The sequence below is a fragment of the Puniceicoccus vermicola genome (assembly GCF_014230055.1).
Classification (GTDB): domain Bacteria; phylum Verrucomicrobiota; class Verrucomicrobiia; order Opitutales; family Puniceicoccaceae; genus Puniceicoccus; species Puniceicoccus vermicola.
This window is the reverse complement of the sequence record NZ_JACHVA010000083.1, coordinates 23,343-38,158: the sequence shown is the minus strand read 5'-3', so window position 1 is coordinate 38,158 and position 14,816 is coordinate 23,343. Positions and strand designations below refer to the sequence as shown.

12 protein-coding genes are annotated in these 14,816 nt (G+C 55.0%); 6 read left to right on the top strand and 6 right to left on the bottom strand.

Translation table 11 applies throughout. The annotated features are described in order from the left end of the window. The first annotated feature begins 5 nt into the window (after positions 1-5). On the top strand, positions 6-260 hold the full coding sequence (locus H5P30_RS10820; protein ID WP_185692966.1) for a hypothetical protein: 255 nt from the start codon (positions 6-8) through the stop codon (positions 258-260). Positions 261-377: 117 nt separating this feature from the next. Here H5P30_RS10820 and H5P30_RS10815 read toward each other — a convergent pair whose 3' ends face one another. The 6 genes from H5P30_RS10815 to H5P30_RS10790 form a co-directional block, all read right to left on the bottom strand. Next, positions 378-1,094 (bottom strand): hypothetical protein, encoded by a 717-nt coding sequence (locus H5P30_RS10815; RefSeq protein WP_185692965.1) that lies wholly within the window; start codon positions 1,092-1,094, stop codon positions 378-380. A gap of 4 nt (positions 1,095-1,098) precedes the next feature. Beyond that, the gene (locus tag H5P30_RS10810; protein WP_185692964.1) at positions 1,099-1,788 is read right to left on the bottom strand and encodes a YndJ family transporter; all 690 of its coding nucleotides are present in this window, start codon (positions 1,786-1,788) and stop codon (positions 1,099-1,101) included. A 478-nt stretch (positions 1,789-2,266) separates the two neighbouring features. Then, on the bottom strand, positions 2,267-3,349 hold the full coding sequence (hemA, locus tag H5P30_RS10805) for a glutamyl-tRNA reductase (RefSeq protein WP_185692963.1): 1,083 nt from the start codon (positions 3,347-3,349) through the stop codon (positions 2,267-2,269). Next, the gene (locus H5P30_RS10800) at positions 3,346-4,260 is read right to left on the bottom strand and encodes a cytochrome C assembly family protein (protein WP_185692962.1); all 915 of its coding nucleotides are present in this window, start codon (positions 4,258-4,260) and stop codon (positions 3,346-3,348) included. Before H5P30_RS10800 ends, hemA begins: the two co-directional genes overlap by 4 nt. Next, a complete protein-coding gene (hemH, locus tag H5P30_RS10795) occupies positions 4,218-5,264 on the bottom strand; it encodes a ferrochelatase (protein WP_185692961.1) in 1,047 nt (348 codons plus the stop codon). Before hemH ends, H5P30_RS10800 begins: the two co-directional genes overlap by 43 nt. Before the next feature lie 29 nt (positions 5,265-5,293). Then, positions 5,294-5,851, bottom strand: a complete 558-nt coding sequence (locus tag H5P30_RS10790) for a hypothetical protein (RefSeq protein WP_185692960.1) — start codon at positions 5,849-5,851, stop codon at positions 5,294-5,296. 690 nt (positions 5,852-6,541) lie between these two features. Between H5P30_RS10790 and H5P30_RS10785 the strand changes: the two genes are divergently transcribed. The 5 genes from H5P30_RS10785 to H5P30_RS10765 all read left to right on the top strand — a co-directional run bounded on the left by H5P30_RS10785 (position 6,542) and on the right by H5P30_RS10765 (position 14,717). Further along, the gene (locus H5P30_RS10785; protein WP_185692959.1) at positions 6,542-7,936 is read left to right on the top strand and encodes a PEP-CTERM sorting domain-containing protein; all 1,395 of its coding nucleotides are present in this window, start codon (positions 6,542-6,544) and stop codon (positions 7,934-7,936) included. Between the two features lie 649 nt (positions 7,937-8,585). Continuing rightward, positions 8,586-9,038, top strand: coding sequence for a hypothetical protein (locus H5P30_RS10780; RefSeq protein WP_185692958.1), 453 nt, complete (start codon positions 8,586-8,588; stop codon positions 9,036-9,038). 102 nt (positions 9,039-9,140) lie between these two features. Beyond that, positions 9,141-10,421 (top strand): TolC family protein, encoded by a 1,281-nt coding sequence (locus tag H5P30_RS10775; RefSeq protein WP_185692957.1) that lies wholly within the window; start codon positions 9,141-9,143, stop codon positions 10,419-10,421. 20 nt (positions 10,422-10,441) lie between these two features. Beyond that, entirely contained in the window at positions 10,442-11,551 is a 1,110-nt protein-coding gene (locus tag H5P30_RS10770; RefSeq protein WP_185692956.1) for an efflux RND transporter periplasmic adaptor subunit, read from the top strand. A gap of 16 nt (positions 11,552-11,567) precedes the next feature. Next, positions 11,568-14,717: an efflux RND transporter permease subunit gene (locus H5P30_RS10765; RefSeq protein WP_185692955.1), complete on the top strand. Its 3,150-nt coding sequence runs from the start codon at positions 11,568-11,570 to the stop codon at positions 14,715-14,717. Positions 14,718-14,816 lie beyond the last annotated feature (99 nt).

Here is a 14,816-nt window from a genome sequence, read left to right as displayed (position 1 = left end):
TGAGAATGAGAAACAGTTTGGATGGGCGTAACGACAAGGGCGGGGAATTTTGGCACGAAACGATCCAATTTGCCCCGGACTATCGGGAGCGCAGTGCTTCAGCCTGGGCACGCATCCACAAGAACGTAGGGAAAGCGCGAGCTAAAGCACCGCGCTCCGATGGAGTGGACATCCATGTTCCCCAGCGTCCCTGCTGGATTCTGGATTTCTATCAACGACCGGGGCGTGCTGGCCAGCATACATCGGTAGTTCAGTCATAGGACGTTCGGCGGTTGAGAATAGAAGCAGTAGAAAAAGGAGTTAGGTGGCGACTTTGAATATTGTATTTTGGGGCGTTCGAGGAGCCTCACGTGCGGTAGTGCGTTGGTTCCTCCGAATTAATTGATAGGCGTTTCTATTTTCGGAACAAAGTTACTCTTCTCTTTCCATGTCCCGTGCTCAGCAATCGCTCGGAAGCGAAACGTGGTGAATTCATAATGGAAGTCTTTTCGATTACGTTCAGACATTGCTTTCGAGTGCCGATCTGCCCTGGGAAAGGAGTCCCTGCCGTGAACCATATCAGTCATCTCACGTTGTGAGTTCCATATCGAAAACGTGCTGAATGTGCGAGGGGGACGTATCGCAGCCATGGCCAACGTCGTTCCCGGGTGATCTCGCACTTGTTCTTCCACTGGCTTCCCCCAGTGGATAAATCTCCTGAGCTGAGGAATCTTCAATCGCGCGAGCGTTACTGCTACTATCGGTTGGGCTGGATCAGCATCAGTAACTTTCTCGGGGAGATCTCCAAATTTAGAGAACTGCCCCCATTGGCGCAGGAATTTTAAACGCACATGCCAACCCTCAGACAATTTTCTACCAAGTTTGGTGGCCTTCAGAAAGTCGTCCAAAGCCTCCTCATTCTCCCAATATGCAAACACTGCGAGATTTCGCAATTGCATGCGCGCAGAGGACAGTATGGGAGATCCAAGCGTCATTGCAGTCATGGATTCCGCATGACGTAAACCAATGATTCTGCGCCTCGTGGGTGGCCTGAAAATGGCTCCAAGAGTGGTTGATGGAGTGGTCTCTATGAGGTGATAGCTAAAGATCTTCATCGAATTATTTGACGTCCGGTATTGGTGAATGTGAGGGTGGGCGCCCCCAAGCAAAGGCCACGAGTCCGAGTCCAACATGGCCAATTGCATTCACGATGCCATGGTAACGAACCATTCCTGATATGTCGAAGACTGGGCTGCCCCATGCCCAAGCTAACGCTGGTACCATGGTTACTACTGGCACACTCAAAGCCACAAGAGCTAGTAACCTGGGAGCAGGGGCGATACGATCAGGTTGTCCGAGAGCAACCGCGCCCAGTTGCACAGCAAATATGCTCGCGTAACTCGTTGCCGCAATCTCGTCACAGTAGCGAAAACCAAGAATGCCGGCTGCTGTTACGAAATAGGTTACTGGCTGTGCAATCAGGAGTACGCGAAGGACTTTCAGCGCTTGCTCGTTGGATACGATGCGGCAGGAGAGAGAGGTGACGGTTAGTGCTCCATAGCCAGCAAATGCAAAATGGGCGGCTGTTATCCATGTCCACGGTGCGCCAAAGCCTAGAAGCGTCGTTCCTCTGAGGAATACTCCCAACCAAATCAGACTGCCAACGATGAAGCCCCACGCTGCAGCCAAAGCAAGCTCTTCAGGCAGGACCTCGGATCTCATGAACGCTCTCCACAGTAGGATTGAACCCACAGTAATTGCCAGCATAAATGGCAATATGAGTATGGAGATGATGGCGGTGTAACTCACTACGAACGATGGGAGGGCTTTCTTTTTGTCTAATGATGAGATCAGCTAATCCAATAGGTGGGGATCCCCGTCCTGTTGGATTTTAGAGTTTTCCGGGAGATCCTATCAGGTTTCCGAAACCGTCTTTTCTGCGTCTAGGTTTCTAGCGTTACTATTAAGAATGATACGAGTGTCGTTATTCCGGCAAAAATAAAGAACCCTGACCGGAGAAAGATCCTGTCCCCTTCAAGGTAACCCTTCCACTTGTTCGGATTAAAATCATCATTGCCGCGATCAACCACGATATTGCGGATACGGTAGCAATGGCAACGGGATAGGGAGGATTGATAAGAATCAAGCTGGAAAGGATTAAACTTGCGAGACACCGGAGGCACACGGTCATGAAGTCGTTCTTCCTTTTCCTTTCTCGTAGACCATAAACGATATGAAACGAGAATCAGTCTGTGGCTCAACTTCTTGAGTCCCCTCTCTCTTGTTGTCAGTTCCCGGAACCCTTGGGCTCTTGAACTTTCGGGGAGAGTTTGGTGAAAAGGGTTCTCCGTACGGACCGGAGCCAGGTGCGCCAAGCGCGTCGTTTGAGTTCAGCGAGGCAGTTTTCCACTTCTTGCTCGCGGAGGCGGAGGTTCTCGTTGGCGATGTCGGCCAGGTCATCCATGTTGTAGAGGAAGACTTGGTTGAGGGCGCCTACGGAGGGCTCGACGTCTCTGGGGACGGCGACGTCGACGAGGAGGATTGGGGCGTAACGACGTTTTCCGGAGATTTCGCGGACCGTTTCGGTGGTGAGAAGGGGTTCCGGTGAGGCTGTCGAGCAGATGATGATGTCGTAGAAATGAAGGTTGGCGCGGAAGGTTTCGAAGGGGACGACGGCCCCGCTAAAGGTTCGTGCCAGGGCTTCGGCCCGGTCGAAGGATCGACCGGTGACGGTGATGTCTCGGGCACCGCGACTGGCGAGGCTCTGCGCGGTCTTTTCGGCAACTTCTCCGCTGCCGACGAGAAGAATGCGGGGGCTGACGAGGTCACCGAAAACGCGTGTGACGAGGTCGACGACGACATTGCCAATCGTGACCTGTCCTTGGCCAATTCCGGTGTGGGTGCGGGCCCATTTTGCCGCCTGAAATGATCGTTCGAAGAGGGGGCCCATGGTCTTGCCTACCCATTTCTCCTTGCGGGCCCGGGTGAGCGATTCTTTCACTTGGCCCAGAATCTCAGTTTCGCCGATCATCTGGGAATCCAGTCCGGAAGCCACAGAGAAGAGGTGCACGAGCATGTCACTGTTGCCGGAGGAGTAGTGCAGTTTGCGGAGGAGGTCGAGAGGCTGTCCGGTTACCTCGGCCATGGCCCCGAGGACTTTTTCTGGGTCGGGTTCCGATTCTCCCGAAAGGTAGGCTTCTACGCGGTTGCAAGTGTTGAGAAGAACGACTTCGTCGATCTCCTCGGTTGCCAGTAATCGTTCCGCGAGATTGCGCACGTCGTCCTGCGAGAGCGAAAAAAGCTCTCGAATGTCCAGCGGAGTGCGATGGTGGGAAACTCCGAGGACGAGCAATCGTCTCGGCAGACTCATTTGCTGGTGGGAGGAGTCAGATGTTCAGTCGAGGGCGGGGACTCTTGATCTTTAGAATCGTGCGATCGACTGACGGGCCAGAGACTGAAGAGGGCGAATAGGTAAAGAGTGAGGAAACAGATCGCTGCGCGGTGGGGTGAAAAACGCTGCCGGAGCCGCATGATCCAAACGACACCGTAACCGAGCCAGAGGATGGCCACGGTGAGAAGTTTCCAGTGAAGTGCTTCCCACGCTTCGTCGAACCAAACCATCAGCCCGGAAAGGAAAGCGAGGGTGAGAACGAGAATGCCGGCGGAAAGGAGTCGGCGGGCGAGGTTGTCCAGTTTGACGATAGAGGGCAGGAGAGCGAAGATCCGCGAGCGCCATTTACGTTCCAGAGCATTGTACTGGATCAGGTAGAGAATGGCGACGGTCGAGAGCAGACCGAAAATTCCATAGCTGAAGATGGAGACGGCGGCGTGGAATTCGATGAGGGGATCGCCCCCGAAGAGCGTCGAAGTGTGCGGATAGTCCCAATTGGGAACCAAGAGGGATATCAACCCTGTCGCAGTCACCAGAGCCGCGGTAGCGGTCCCGAGTAGATGAACCTGGAAGACGGGCCCGATGACCAGAAAGAGAAAGGTCGTCGACCAGACAATGAATTGGACGACCTCGAAGGTGTTGCCCAGAGGGCAGGCACCGTACTGCATGCCGCGCAGGTAAAGTCCCGCGGTCTGCAGCAGGAACCCGACGAAGATGAGGGGGTAGGTTACGGTGCGAGTGCCCGGTTTCCGGCGGAGTAGGCGCACAATTCCGTAAAGGGCGGCGAGCCCGTATGCGGCCATCGAAAGCCAGACGAGGAATCGGTCCGGATCGCTCACGGGAAAAATCAGGCCGAAGGAGTGGCGGATGCCACCGTTTGATTGCGCCAAGAATCGATGCGATTACGAAGGACATCGATCCAGGCAGGATGGTCGTTGAGACAGGGGATTTGTACAAAGAACTCTCCCCCGGATTCGAGGAAGGAGTCCTTTCCTTCCATGGAAATTTCCTCAAGCGTCTCGAGGCAGTCGGTAACGAAAGCCGGGCAGATGACTAAGAGCCGTTTCACCCCTTTCCCAGGGAGCTCTTCCAGGGTCTTATCCGTGTACGGCGTGAGCCAAGGATCGCGACCCAAGCGGGATTGGAAGGAGATATGATACTGGTCTCGAGCGAGGCCGAGGCGAGCCGCCGTCTTGTGGGCCGTGGTGAAACACTGGTGTCGGTAGCAGGTCGCATGGGCCGGGTGGCAGTTTTCGCAGCAGTCCCCGCTTTCCAGGCAGTGGGCGTGAGAGGGATCCGTCTTGCGCAGGTGGCGCTCGGGAATTCCGTGAAAAGAGAAGAGAACGAGGTCCGGCTTTTTCTCCAGATAGGGACGGATGACCGTCTCCAAAGCACCCAGATAGTCCTCGTCTTGATAAAAGGGTTGGAGAAGCTTGGTTTGAATCTCAGGTGCCTTTTCCCGCAGCGTTTCCATGGTTTTGGCGACGACCGTCTCGTAGCTCGACATGGCGTAGTGCGGGTATTGCGGCATCAAGAACAAGTCGGTGATTCCTTGTTTCTTGATTTTCTCAATCTCTTGGTCGATCGAAGGTTCGCCGTAGTTCATTGCGAGAAAAGTGGGGCAGTCTTCGCAGTCGAGAAGTTCACGCACTTTTTCGCTTTTAACGATCAGCGGAGATCCTTCGTCGGTCCACACTCGCTTGTAGGCAGCTGCGGAATTTTTGGGTCTGAAGGGGAGGATGAAGCCGTTGACCACAATCCATCGAATGGGTTTGGGCGCATCCAGAACCCGCCCGTCCATTAGGAATTCCCCGAGATACTTCCGCACATCCGATACATCCGTGGATGCGGGAGAACCCAAGTTGAGAAGAAGAACGCCTGGTTTTCTGGCCATGATTTACCTTGTTCTGTCCGTGCGGGGTGTCAATTCGGCGGGGGCAGAATCCAACCTCCCGAGTTCTGCGGAGTGGAATTCGCCGCGGGCGCGGCTGGCGCAGATTTCGGTGTGGGTTGGGGGCTTGGGCTGGGAGAAGGCGCGGGCGCGGGCTGGGGTAGGGCTGGCGGTTGAACGGCTTCTGCAGCCAGTTGCTCGGTCTTCATTTGGACAACCTTGGAGAGCGCCGAACTGTATTCTGCCCGGAGGCGTTGGATTTCGTTCTCCGCTTCTCGGTTTTCCAGTTTCAATTGTTCCAGAGAATCCTGCAGCTCATCCAGATCTGTCTGGGAGATGATCGGATCCGCGCCATTCTGGGCTTGGGCGAGGGAGTCCTCCAACTCGAGGATTTTCTCTTTTTGGGTGGAGATCACCGCCTCCATCTCGTCGGCATCCTCTTGACTCACGCCCGAATTTTCCGCGGCCAGTCCGTCCAGACCCAGCAATTTCGCCCCGTCTTCGGACTGAAGCAGAACAAACAGGAAGCCCCAGGGCAGAAGCGCGAGGATCAGGATAATGACGAGAAGGAAGTTCTTCGATCCATTCATAGGAAGGTACTACTCGTTCCAAGGGGCTCAGGTCGAGGCGCGAAATGAGGAAAGCCACCGGACCTCTAGCTGATCCCCTATTCAAAGTAGTGAGAGCTTCCAGCTCTCTCAATCGCGGTTGCAGAGAGGTGGAACCGGATGAACAAGAATCCGTGGCCATCTAAAATCCGTTTCCAAGAAAGGGAACAAAAGTACCACAGGCTGCCTGCCTGTGTTTCAAAAGCTGTTTCCCCGGGAGAACACTAAGCCAACCGAGATTGCTGAGAGAAAGGTTGAAGCAGGGGATTCGATGAGAATTGGATATTTCCGTTGTCCTAGCGAGAGTAGCGAGAGCTTCCAGCTCTCGTGCGTAGGATCGGCATTCCGAGGGTTGCTGCTCAACGTTTCGGTCGAAAATACGCTGTGATCTCGATATTCTTGGCGAGAGATATTTAATTGGAGCGGGCCCCCTTTTCGATGAGAGCCTAACATCTGGCCGCAATGCGTCTGCTGAGCCTCGACCAAATCGATACCGCAAGTGCTGGGAGGTTCCTCCCGAAGATGGCAGGTCTTTTTTCAAGAGAGAGTAACCTGACGGGAGACGTGAGCTGTTGCGGTCCGGGCCGAGTCCTACGGCGTAGACGAATCATATCTGCTGCGTCCGAGATTTTGATTGAAATATAGCGACGTTCTTTTTATGAATTCATTCTCATGACTTATCTCTCCCGCTCTCTAGGTGCTGGTTGTCTGGCCCTTTCTCTCCAACTCCTACCAGCCTCCGCAGCCGATCAGTATAAGTTGGATATTGTCAATAACAACACTGGGCTTTCCGATCTGTGGGTGACTTTTCTCGGCGCTGAATTTTCTTCGGCCCCGAGCTGGTCGGGAGGGCAAAGCATTTCGACCGGAACCTCTTACAAGGTCTCCAATAGCATGATCGGCACGGCCATCAACAACATGCCGACGGACTGGTCCGGGAATATGTATCTGAGTAATTCCAGTATTGGCTCCACGGCTCCCAACCCTACTAACTTCAATACAGACCAGTATCAGATTCTGGAATTTTCCGGTTCCGCTACCTCAGCTGCACCGGATATCACCTACATCAATTACTATTCTTTTCCGGTGGAACTTCACAGCACCGATGCGGCCAACACGAGTTCGACACGGGGGACGCCGAAGGCAGGGGTCAACCTATCCCAGCTCCGAAACGATCTCGCGGGTCTGACGAGCTCAACGAATAGCACCAGTAGCAACACCACAGTGGTGCGTAATAGCACGAGCTATACGGCTGCGGGCCCGATTACTCGGGTGATTAGTCCCGCGAACGGATCCGGCGCGAACGGATCGGTTGTCGATAAATACCCGTCCTTTGCAGCTTACTTGAGCGATACGTTCCCAAGCGCTTCTCCGGTCACATCGATCAAAATCGATAATACCTACAGCGGTGAAGCAAGTCCACCGAACGTTCGTTTCGAGGCTCAAACATATACCGTTTCCTCGATTTCCTACGATGCAACTACCGGCGATTTAAAGATCGAAGGGAGTAGCACTGACGTCAACACTTCGACTACGAAAATTGATTCATTCACGTTGACTTCGAATGTGGATGTGGAGGCATTTTCTGAGAGCATTTACCAGGCGGTCCTCGACTACGATTATAGTTTTAAGAAGACAAGTGGGGAGACGGCCACGACAGGGAGTGGCAATACGGGCAGTAATGATGTCTTCGCCACAGTTACGCGAGATCTCTTGGCCGGTTTTTCCTTCGGCTTTATCGGTAGTGATCTTTACGGTGACGACACCAGCGAGGAATGGCAGAAAATGACCTCTGAGTATTATGGTGACCTATGGTCGTCGGATAAGGAATTTTACAATCAGTGGGCCAACGTCTTTCAGAACTATTTCGACGATGTTTATACCCAGCAGTTTTCGGACTTTCTCGCCAATTCAGACTTTACTCCCACCATCCAGGTCGGGGGCGGCGAGACTTTGACCGTCACTCTGTTGGACGAGAGTTCGTTCATTCCTGAGCCAGCCAGTGCAGGGTTGCTGTTGGGCGGTGTTGGAATACTTTTGACCCTACGCCGCCGCCAGCGCCGTTGATCCTTTTCGAATCGGGATTTGGCAGACGCTGAGAGCATCTGCGATATCTCGTTCACAAAGCCAACATGTAGATAGTTCGGTCATTCGAATCGAGGAAGATTTTGGAACAGAAGCGATGCCCTATGTCTACGCCAAAGCCAGACCGAAAGTAGTGAGAGCTTCCAGCTCTCTCAATCGCGGTCTGTCAAACGCTCAACTTTGAAACTAAGCTGACTTAGCGGGTTTAAGTCTGATCCGCACTCGCACGGAAACCGAACGGCTGATGCGAGCAGTAAAAGCAGCCTCAGGCTGCCAGCCTGTGTCCCGAACGCCATGCCCCTCAAGATAGCGCGGGTTGGCCCAACCCGGATTCTGCGAATGTAAGGGGATCAGAGTCGATTGCTTTATACTCACCGAGGTGCGCCATTGTGCGTTGCCTAACTGACCATTGGCGGAATCACTGTGACGTAAATAGGTAGGGGAGCAGCTTCAGCTGCCCCCATCGCGTATTTTCCGAGCGGCACCCGAGCAAGACCTTCCGAAACCGCAGGACCGCGGAGCTAAAGCTGAGCGGCTACTCCTTGTAGCGGCGCAGCTGCCCCCATCTCACGGTGCCTCGAATCCTCTCCTGAACCTCTCAGTTTTCAAGAACCCTTGACATCCGTCCGGGATGTCGATTGGCCTTTGCGCTGTGCAAGTTTTTCAATCAGCAGTGCTTCTCATGCTTTTCACTCTGAACTCGGTTCTGGGTGGAACGGAGACATTGTTGCTCTGCCTGCATGACGAGGGTGAGACTCATCTGAAGTTGGCGGATAGCCGCGATCATGAGCATTCCGATGTAGATCATGCAAACTCCCCGAAGACGGAGGAGGATTGTGATGTGGAGGAATCCGATTGCGACGACATCGTGCTGAACACTTTGGATTTCTCCCCGGTTCCCGGAGAGCGGTTTTGGGTGGAAGGTCCTCGAGAGTCGATTTTGCCCGATCATCTTTTCGCGGATTCAAAGCGTGACTTGGCATCTTCCCTCTTGGGTGCGGCCTCCAAAGCTCGTGAGGGGATCCATGCTTATGAGTTCGTTGTGGCTGTCGAGGTAATGCCGTCGGTGCAGCTTCGGCTCTGATCAATCCTGATTCGATATTCGCTGGGACGGTTCATCGTGAGCCGTCAGATCGCTCCCCCGATGTGCGGGGTGAGTGCAGTGTCTTTTCAATCAGGATGATTCATGCATCGACCCAAACTTTTTTCCAAGAACACACGATTTCTTCTACATTTACTTTTTGCCCTCGGCGCAAGCCCGGCAAGCACCTTCGGGCAGATCGGGGCTGAACCCGTTGATTTCGAACAAGCCCTCCAATTGGCGCTGGATAACGATCCACGCTACGACCTAGTCGCCGAGAGGCGCGATGCCGCGGATGGGCAGGTAGAGCAGGCAGGGGTCCGTCCGAATCCGGTGATCGGTGCGGAGGCCGAGAATTTTCTCGGCACCGGTCCGGTGAGCGGCGTTCAAGCCCTAGAGGTCACTCTGGGAGTGACCCAAGTTCTTGAGACAGCCGACAAGCGCCGACTCCGAACGGAGCTCGAGCGCCAGCGGTTGGCATCCTTTGTCTGGGAGGCCGAACAATTGGAGTCCGACATCGAGGCGGAGGTTCGAAAGGCTTTCGTTGAGGTTCTCCTCTCTCAGCAGTCTGTGGCGTTGCGGGAGAAGCAGCTTGAGCTGGCGGAGCGAAGCCTGAGTGAGACTCAGGGATTGGTCCAGAATGCTCGTTCTCCTCAAGTGGAGGAGACGCGGGCCACTCTCGCCGTGAGGCGCCAGGAGTTTCTTTTACGCCAATCCGAGAGGGACTATGAGTCGGCGCGGGCGGATTTAGCTTCGCTGTGGGGGATGGTCCCCGCGCCGGAGTTTGAAGTGCAGGGTGAGATCGTTTTGGAGGAGGAGATTCCTTCGATCGAGGAGCTGGCGGCGGTATTGCCGGAAACGGTCATTCTCAAGCGTTTCGAATCAGATCGGCAGCAGCGGCAGGCCGCACTGGAGCTGGAAGAGGCGAGGGCAACGCCGGACATTGAGGTGTATGGGGGCGCCCGCTACTACAATGAAGACGATGGGAATCTCGGGTTTGTCGCCGGAGTGGCGGTACCCTGGCCGCTTTTTGACCGGAATCAGGGCAACATTCGGTCTGCCCGCGCCGCGTTGCGATCCGTAGAATACGAGCGGGAGTCCCGTCGCAGGGAATTGCTCCTCGCGTTGAACGACAGCTGGCGGCAATTGCATGCGGCCTATGCCGATGCCCGCAGTATTGAGGCGGATCTTCTTCCCGCAGCTCGGGAAACCCTGGAAGCCGCTGAAGAGGGATATCGCCGAGGACAGTTTACACAGGTGGCCGTGATCGATAGCCGCCAAGAGCTGTTTGCGCTCCGGGAATCCTACTTAGAAGCCTTGGGCCGGTATGCCGAGGCCCTAACTGCGATCGAGAACCTGACCCGTCCCGCGACCCTGAATCAATGAAACCATTTAGAACTTTCACCATGAAGATTTTGACCCACCCACTGTTTTCGCTTTTGAACCGCCGTCTCCAGACGCTGCTATTGGCTGGACTTCTCGTCGCATCTCCCAGTTTCGGGCACGAAGGTGGCCACGATCACGCCGAACCGGAGCACCATAAATCGGAGGCCGGGGAAAGCCAGCACCATGCCGAAGGAGAGGAGGCTGAGCATGATGACCACGGCGACCATTCAGACCATGAGCACGGAGGGCATGGTACTGGGGAGAATAAAGAGGAGCATGCCCACGGGGAAGAAGGGCATGACGACCATGAGGAGATGGTTTCGCTTTCTCCCGAGGTGCAGGAAGAATTCGGAATTCGACTGGCGGAGGCGTCTAAGGGGGTTCTTCATCGCTACATCACTCTGCCGGGAGAAATCGGCTTCAATGGGGAGAAGATTGCCTACGTGACGCCCCAATATGCGGGAACGATCCTCTCGATTTCCGTGCGTCTTGCTGACGAGGTGAAGAAGGGACAGGTACTGGCGCGTCTCGAAAGTGCAGAGACGTTGGTATCGTTCGACGTGAAGGCTCCGATTGACGGAATGATTGTCGAGTATGACCTGACCCCCGGTCAGACTGTCGGATCCGGGGTTCCACTGTTCACCGTGGCGGATCTGTCAACGGTCTGGGCCGATCTTCGAGTCTATCAACGTTATCTGGGAGAGGTGCGCAAGGGGTTGCCCGTAGAAGTTCAGGGGAATCACAACGGAACCAACTTTAGGGGTGAGATTGCCTATCTCGCCCCGACCGTGGATGAGCACACGCGAACCGGGTTGGCTCGAGTCGTGGTGGACAATGAAGAAGGCGTATGGAGGCCCGGTGAGTTTGTCAAAGGACGGATCGAGGTGGCTGAAATTCAGGTCGACTTGATCGTGCCTCGCTCTGCCGTCTTGACGATGGAGGAGGGGAACGTGGTCTTTGTTCAGGGTGAGGAAGGGTTTGAGTCTCGACCGGTTCAGCTTGGCCGGAGTGACGCGGATTCCTGGGAGATCCTCGCGGGCTTGCAGGCCGGCGAATCCATTGTCGTCGACAATGCGATCTCCCTGAAAGCGGAAATGGGCAAAGGCTCATTCGGCGGTCACCATCATTGATCGGAGGGGGGCAATCATGTTGAATCATTGGATTGAATCCGTTCTGCGGAATAAACTCGTCGTCGTCCTTCTTACCCTGGCGGTGATGGGCGCGGGATATTTGAGCTATAAGAAGCTTCCGGTGGATGCATTTCCGGACGTGTCGCCAGCACTCGTGCAGGTCTTTACCGTCACTTCGGGATTGGGCCCGGAGGAAGTGGAAAAGTTTGTCACCTTCCCGGTCGAGGCCTCCATGAGCGGCTTACCCAAGGTTACCGAGATTCGATCGGTCTCCAACTTTGGGCTCTCGGTGGTGAGCATCTATTTTGAAGAGGGCACGGACATCTACTTTGCCCGGCAAGTGGTGGGGGAGCGGCTCGGCGAGGCTCGAGAAGCGATCCCCGATGGTTTTGGCGAACCAGAAATGGGACCGATTTCGACAGGGCAGGGGCTGGTGCTCTATTACAACCTGATCGATACCACGGGTGAATATTCTCTGGAGGATTTACGGTCGCTGCAGGACTGGGTCGTGAAGTTCAACTTGCAGACGGTGCCTGGTGTGACCGAGGTCCTGGGCATCGGCGGCTTCGTGAAGCAGTTCCAGGTCAATGTCGATCCCGATGCGCTTCTTCGTTATAACGTATCGCTTCATGATCTGATCGAGCGGATTGAGGAGAATAACGAAAATGTCGGAGGGCAGTTCCTTGAGCGAAACGGGGAAATGTTCATTCTCCGCTCCGAGGGACTGGCCGACGGGATGGATGATCTGAAGAGCATCATCGTGAGCCACGAGGACGGGACACCGGTCTATCTGGAGGAAGTCGCCGACGTTGAGATCGGTGGAGAGATTCGCCAAGGGCTGCAGACAAGAAACGGAATTGAAGAGGTTGTTTCCGGGATGGTGATCAAGCTCTATGGCACCAACTCTTCGACGGTGATTGAGGCCGTAGAGAACAAGTTGGGAGAGATTCAAGAAGCCTTGCCGGAGGGGATTGTCATAGACCCTTACTACGAACAGAAAACGTTGGTGGAAGGAGCGGTGAACACCGTCACCAGTGCTTTGCTTCAAGGGATCATTCTGGTCGTCCTGGTGCTATTGTTGTTCATCGGAGGATTTCGACCGAGCTTGGTGGTCGCCTTGGCGATTCCATTCTCGGTGCTCATTGCCACGACGGCTATGTACTACTTTGGCATCTCGGCGAACTTGATGTCCCTGGGGGGATTGGCCATCGCGATCGGGATGATGGTCGACGGGACGATTGTCATGGTGGAGAATACGGATCGCCTGATGAGAACATCGGCAGGCAGCGAGAGTAAGATTCGGATCATTGCCCGGGCCTGCCAGGAGGTGGCGAAGCCGATTACTTTTGCCACCCTGATCGTGGTCCTGGTCTTCATCCCTCTCTTTACCCTGCAGGGAGTCGAGGGGAAGATGTTCCGCCCTCTGGCCTACACCGTCTCTTTGGCGATGTTTGGCTCGCTGATTTACGCACTCTTCGGGGCCCCGGTATTCGCGGCGTTGTTCCTGCCTAATCTTTCGCGGAGAAACAAGGAAACGGAAGAAAAACCTCAGGAGATCTGGGTCGTCCGTGCGCTCGTTGCCGTTTATCGTCCCGTCGTCTCGTTCTTCGTGCGGCTTCGCTGGTTGGCAGTGGGATTGGCGGCGGCTTTGCTGCTCGTCGGTCTATGGGTCTTTCCGAAACTTGGCTCGGAGTTCACGCCGCGACTTATGGAGGGCGACATCATTGCAAATTTGACGATGGCCCCTTCGGTATCCCTTGCGGAGACTCAGCGGAACACGATGATTGCCGAAAGGCGATTATTGGAGATCCCGGAAATCGAACAGGCGATCTCAAGAATCGGCCGTGGGGAAGTGGGAGCGCATGGGGATCCCGTCAACACCGTACATATGATGGTGGTGCTCAAGGATCCGTCCGAGTGGCGCGATGGCTTCACTCAAGCCGACGTCGAGAATGCGATGCGCGAGAAGCTTGAAGGGATGCCGGGCGTGCAGGCCAACATGACCCAGCCAATTCAGCTTTCGGTGGACGAATTGATTGGTGGAACCAAAGCGCAGCTGGCGATCAAGCTATTCGGGCCCGACCTCGATATCCTCAAGGAAAAAGGGGAGGACATCGCGAATGTCGTCCGCGAGGTCGACGGAGCGGCCGACGTGCAGGCTGGCCAGATTACCGGAGCGCCTCAGATTGTCATCCGTCCGGATCGTGAGGCCGTGTCGCGCTACGGGTTTAACCTCTCGGAGGTCCAAGCGTTGATCGAAGCCGCAGTAGGCGGTGTCGAAGCAGGTCAGATCTACGAAGGGGTACGCCGTTTCGACATCTATGTTCGTTACCAGAAGGATGCTCGGGATACGGTGGAAGACCTTGGGGCGCTGATCATTCGAACTCCTGAAGGAGCGATGATTCCCCTAGGCGAGATTGCTCTTATCGAGGAAATTACCGGGCCTCTTTCCATCGTCAGAGAGAACACCCAGCGATACCTGCAGATTCAGTCGAACGTTGTCGGGCGGGATATCGGGAGTTTTGTTGAGGAGGCCCAAAAGGCCATTGATGCAGAAGTCGACCTGCCTCCCGGTTATCTCGTGACTTGGGGAGGCCAGTACGAACTGCAAAAGGAGGCCAATCAGCGACTGCTAGTGGTAGTGCCCATTACCTTAGCGCTTATCGCGCTGCTAATTTATCTCTCGTTTACTTCCTTGAAGAATACGGCGTTGATTCTACTCAACATTCCTCTGGCATTGGTGGGAGGAGTTGTGGCCCTTTGGATCGCCGGAGAAAACCTGTCGGTTCCCTCGAGCATTGGCTTCATCGCTCTCTTCGGTATCGCCTTGGGGAATGGAATGGTGCTGGTGACCTATCTCAATCAACTCTTCCGGGAGGGGATGGATATTCATGTGGTGAGTGTGAAGGCCGCCTGTCTTCGGGTGCGTCCGGTCCTCATGACCGCGGGCACCACAGCTTTGGGGCTCGTTCCGCTTCTCCTGGCAACCGGACCGGGGAGCGAAGTACAACGGCCATTGGCAATCGTGGTCATCGGCGGATTGGTCTCTTCCACCATTCTCACTCTCCTCGTGCTGCCCGCGCTCTACAAATGGTTTGCGGTGAGCTTGCCACGGGAGCCAAGCACAAGTGCCGGATCGCAACCAATTCGCACGAAAACTTTCTAGTAAACCGTAGTCATTTCCGCCTTTCGGACGAGAACGAGGTCATAGACGTTCGAGTCCCCTGGCCGCTAAGCTTCGACGAGACTCATCAGCTTCATAGAG

Excerpts from the sequence above, each read along its gene's own strand:
- H5P30_RS10785 (WP_185692959.1), top strand. The coding sequence starts at position 6,542 with ATGACTTATCTCTCCCGCTCTCTAGGTGCTGGTTGTCTGGCCCTTTCT.
- H5P30_RS10780 (WP_185692958.1), top strand. The coding sequence starts at position 8,586 with ATGTCGATTGGCCTTTGCGCTGTGCAAGTTTTTCAATCAGCAGTGCTT.
- H5P30_RS10820 (WP_185692966.1), top strand. The coding sequence starts at position 6 with ATGAGAAACAGTTTGGATGGGCGTAACGACAAGGGCGGGGAATTTTGG.
- H5P30_RS10815 (WP_185692965.1), bottom strand. The coding sequence starts at position 1,094 with ATGAAGATCTTTAGCTATCACCTCATAGAGACCACTCCATCAACCACT.
- H5P30_RS10765 (WP_185692955.1), top strand. The coding sequence starts at position 11,568 with ATGTTGAATCATTGGATTGAATCCGTTCTGCGGAATAAACTCGTCGTC.
- H5P30_RS10775 (WP_185692957.1), top strand. The coding sequence starts at position 9,141 with ATGCATCGACCCAAACTTTTTTCCAAGAACACACGATTTCTTCTACAT.
- H5P30_RS10770 (WP_185692956.1), top strand. The coding sequence starts at position 10,442 with ATGAAGATTTTGACCCACCCACTGTTTTCGCTTTTGAACCGCCGTCTC.
- hemA (WP_185692963.1), bottom strand. The coding sequence starts at position 3,349 with ATGAGTCTGCCGAGACGATTGCTCGTCCTCGGAGTTTCCCACCATCGC.
- H5P30_RS10790 (WP_185692960.1), bottom strand. The coding sequence starts at position 5,851 with ATGAATGGATCGAAGAACTTCCTTCTCGTCATTATCCTGATCCTCGCG.
- hemH (WP_185692961.1), bottom strand. The coding sequence starts at position 5,264 with ATGGCCAGAAAACCAGGCGTTCTTCTTCTCAACTTGGGTTCTCCCGCA.